The sequence below is a fragment of the Streptomyces atriruber genome (assembly GCF_001418325.1).
Classification (GTDB): domain Bacteria; phylum Actinomycetota; class Actinomycetes; order Streptomycetales; family Streptomycetaceae; genus Streptomyces; species Streptomyces atriruber.
Window position 1 is genome coordinate 1 of sequence record NZ_LIPN01000538.1, and the last position, 3,469, is coordinate 3,469.

Annotated in this window: 4 protein-coding genes; 2 read left to right on the forward strand and 2 right to left on the reverse strand. The window is 73.9% G+C overall.

Going from position 1 to position 3,469, the window contains the following annotated elements:
* Positions 1–425, reverse strand: a 425-nt coding sequence (locus AOK03_RS41530; RefSeq protein WP_157869192.1) for an NAD(P)-binding protein, incomplete at its 3' end; no start/stop codon positions are given.
* 218 nt (positions 426–643) lie between these two features.
* The gene (locus tag AOK03_RS37885) at positions 644–1,549 is read right to left on the reverse strand and encodes a TIGR01777 family oxidoreductase (protein WP_055569905.1); all 906 of its coding nucleotides are present in this window, start codon (positions 1,547–1,549) and stop codon (positions 644–646) included.
* 87 nt (positions 1,550–1,636) lie between these two features.
* Here AOK03_RS37885 and AOK03_RS37890 point away from each other — a divergent pair, with 87 nt between their 5' ends.
* Together AOK03_RS37890 and AOK03_RS37895 are read left to right on the forward strand one after the other, a co-directional pair.
* Positions 1,637–2,125 (forward strand): GNAT family N-acetyltransferase, encoded by a 489-nt coding sequence (locus AOK03_RS37890; RefSeq protein WP_055569906.1) that lies wholly within the window; start codon positions 1,637–1,639, stop codon positions 2,123–2,125.
* A 92-nt stretch (positions 2,126–2,217) separates the two neighbouring features.
* A complete protein-coding gene (locus AOK03_RS37895) occupies positions 2,218–3,453 on the forward strand; it encodes a PP2C family protein-serine/threonine phosphatase (RefSeq protein WP_063792668.1) in 1,236 nt (411 codons plus the stop codon).
* Positions 3,454–3,469 lie beyond the last annotated feature (16 nt).

Here is a 3,469-nt window from a genome sequence, read left to right on the forward strand (position 1 = left end):
GAGCGAGGGGGCGTGCCGGAGGCGGTCCGCGAGGGGGTCCGTGCCGTCAGCGGACCGAGGGGGGCGCTTGCCAGGGCGCGCGCCGCAGTGAGTGCGCCCCTCGCGCTCCCTGTGGGCAGCCGCTCGGCCGCCCGGTGGTGGCGGCCGTCGCTGTGCACCAGGATGCCCGGCGCGAAGGGGCGCAGGACGAGCGAGTCGAGCCCCGGGATCCGGCGCAGTTCCGGATACGAGGTGGTGAGGAGCTGTCCGATTCTGTCCAGTCGGAACCCGTCGACCTTCTCGGTCGACATCCTGCCGCCGACGTAAGGGGCGGCTTCCAGGACGACGGTCGTTACACCGGCGCTGGTCAGCCGATGTGCTGCCGAGAGCCCCGCGGCCCCGGCTCCCACGATGACGACATCCGCATGGTGCGCATGCTCTGGCACGTGCCCCTCCCGAGGTCGCGCGGCTGGTGAGGTGCTGATGCCCCCAACAGGGCTCCGAATACCTGCGTTGGGCACGAGGGTAGGAGCGGTTCCGGTCAGGGGCAGTCGCGCACGAACCGGGCACGGTCGCACGTAGGTCGCACACTGGTCATGCTGCGAAACGGAACCGATCGCTTTCTGTCAGGGGCGTACGCCGGAGACTGCGCCCCCTGCGGGCCTCACCGCAGCGCGGCCCTGATCGCCTCGTCGATGGCGGGGAACGCGAAGGCGAAACCGGATTCCAGGAGCCGCGTCGGCAGCACCCGCTGGCTGCCGAGGACGTCCCCCGCCATCTCGCCGAGGACCAGCCGCAGCGCGGGGGCGGGTGCGGGCAGGAGCGCGGGCCGGTGCAGCACCCGCCCCATCGCGGCCGTCACCTCACGGTTGGTGAGCGGATCGGGCGCCGTCAGGTTGAAGGGCCCGGACAGCGTCTCCGTGTCGATGAGGTGCCGGAGCGCGGCCACCTCGTCGTGCAGGGAGATGTAGCTCCAGTACTGCCGTCCGTTGCCGAGGCGGCCGCCGAGCCCCGCCTTGAAGAGCGGGAAGAGACGGCCCCACGCCCCGCCCTCGCGGCCGATCACCAGGCCGTTGCGGGCCAGGACCGTACGGACACCGGCGTCCCGCGCGGCGGCGGCCGACTCCTCCCACTCCACGCACAGGGAGGGCAGGAAACCCTCCCCGGCGGGGGCGCTCTCGTCGACCGCGCGCTGACCGGTGTCTCCGTAGTATCCGATCGCGCTGGCGTTCACGAACACCTTCGGCGGCTCGTCGAGCGAGGCGACGGCGGTGGCGAGCGTCTCGGTGCCGAGCACCCTGCTGTCCCGCAGCTCCCGCTTGTAGGCGTCCGTCCAGCGGTGGTCGCCGATGCCCGCACCGGCGAGATTGACCACCGCGGAGCAGCCCGCGAGGCCGGCCGTGTCGACGTACCTCTCCTTGGGATCCCAGCGCACCTCGTCCTCGGCGCGGGGCGCCCTGCGCACCAGACGCACCACCTCGTGCCCGTCGGCGGCGAGGGAGCGCGTGAGCGCCGTCCCGATGAGCCCGGAGGCGCCGGCCACGGCGACGCGCGACTGTGTGGTTTCCATGGCTCCCATCCTGCCCCGTGGAACCGGGAACGTGCCTGCCCCGCAGAGCCGGGGTGGCGCGCGCCCCCGCGGCCGTACAGTGGCGCCATGCCGGACATGCACATACGCACCGCACTGCCCGAGGACGACGACGCGCTCGCCCGTCTCGACCGTGCCACCTGGTCCACGCTCCACGCGGTGCAGCCCCGCCCCCAGCCCCCCTACGAGCCCTTCTTCAACGATCGCTTCGGGCCCCGCGACCACCTGGTCGCCGAGGTGGACGGGCGGATCATCGGCTATGTGAAGCTCGGCTACCCCACCCCCCTGCTCGCCAACGCGCACGTCCGCCAGATCCAGGGCTTCGTCGTCGCCGAGGAGGCGCGCGGCCGCGGCATCGGCAGACGGCTCATCCGGGCGGCCATGGACGAGGCCCGCCGCCAGCGGGCGCTCCGGATCACCCTGCGCGTGCTCGGCCACAACATTCCGGCCCGGGGGCTCTACGAGGCGGAGGGCTTCGTCGTCGAGGGCGTGCTGCCCGGCGAGTTCCTGCTGGACGGCGCGTACGTCGACGACGTCCTCATGGGACGCCCCCTCTGACCTGCCATCGGTGAGCCCGGTCCGCCGGGCGTGCGGCACCCGACGGACCGGCCCGGCGTGCGGGGGTGCCGCGGGCGTAGGAGCGTGAAGAGATGATCAGGGCTGAGGCCAGGCGGCGCGAGGCGGACCAGCGCGACTGGCTGCTGCGCGGCACGCCGCCTCCGCCCTGGGTGCGCTGGCCCCCGCCGGTGCTCCTCGTCGCGATCACCCTCGTCCAGCTGCTCACCCCCAGAACGCTGGACCTCAGCTTCCTGATCGCGGCCGTCCCGCCGCTCGCCGCCCTGTCGTACGGGCCCGCGCTGACCGCCCTCGTCGGCGCCGGCGTCCTCGCGCTGCTCTCCCTGCCGGTCTTCGACCTCGGCCACCCGGGCAACAGCGACGAGCTGACGATCAGTTTCATCGCGCTGCTCAGCGTGCTCTTCGCCTGGGTGCGCAGCCGCCGCGAGGCCCAGCTCGTCACCGTCCGCACGGTCGCGGAGGCGGCCCAGCTCGCGGTCCTGCCGCCGCTGCAGGAGCAGGTCGGCAGGGTGCGGTGCGCGGGCCTCTACGAGGCGGCGCAGCACGAGACGCTGGTCGGCGGCGACTTCTTCGACGTACGCAGGGGGCCCGGCGGGGTGCGCGCCCTGATCGGCGACGTGCAGGGCCACGGGCTCGCGGCCGTCGGCACGGTCGCCGCGCTGCTCGGGGCGTTCCGCGAGGCGGTCCTCGACCGGGCGGACCTGGAAGGGGTCGCCGCCCAGCTGGACCGCAGGCTCGTCGTGGACTCGGCGGGGCAGGAGCACGCGGAGCTGTTCGCCACGGCGGTGCTCCTGGAGTTCCCCGACGACGCCTCCGTCGTCCGCGTCGTCTCCTGCGGGCACCCGCAGCCCCTGCTCCTGCGCGGCTGCGAGGTCACCGAACTGGACGTGCCGTGCGGGGCGCCGCTCGGCCTCGGCATCGCGGGACTCGCCCCGCCCGAGGGCCTCACGGTGCCGCTGCTCGCCGGCGACCTCCTCCTGGGCCTGACCGACGGCGTGGGCGAGGCCCGGGACGAGTCCGGCGCGTTCTACCCACTGATCGACCGCCTCACGGCGATGATCGAGGAGGACGCGACGGTGCTTGAGGAGCCGGGAGACCTCGCGGAACGCGTATGGGCGGACGTACTGGACTACGCGGGACGCGTACGGGACGACGTGACGCTGATGGTCTTCGCGCCGGAACCGATCGCGGAGGCGGCACGCCCGAATCCGCAGCCACCGACGGAGCCGCGGCCCCGCCCGGAGCCGAATCCGAAGCCGAGCCCTGACCCGCAGCCGCGCCCGCGACCGGGACGGCCGAACGCCGCATAGCACCCGCTCCCCAGCC

Excerpts from the sequence above, each read along its gene's own strand:
- AOK03_RS37885 (WP_055569905.1), bottom strand. The coding sequence starts at position 1,549 with ATGGAAACCACACAGTCGCGCGTCGCCGTGGCCGGCGCCTCCGGGCTC.
- AOK03_RS37895 (WP_063792668.1), top strand. The coding sequence starts at position 2,218 with ATGATCAGGGCTGAGGCCAGGCGGCGCGAGGCGGACCAGCGCGACTGG.
- AOK03_RS37890 (WP_055569906.1), top strand. The coding sequence starts at position 1,637 with ATGCCGGACATGCACATACGCACCGCACTGCCCGAGGACGACGACGCG.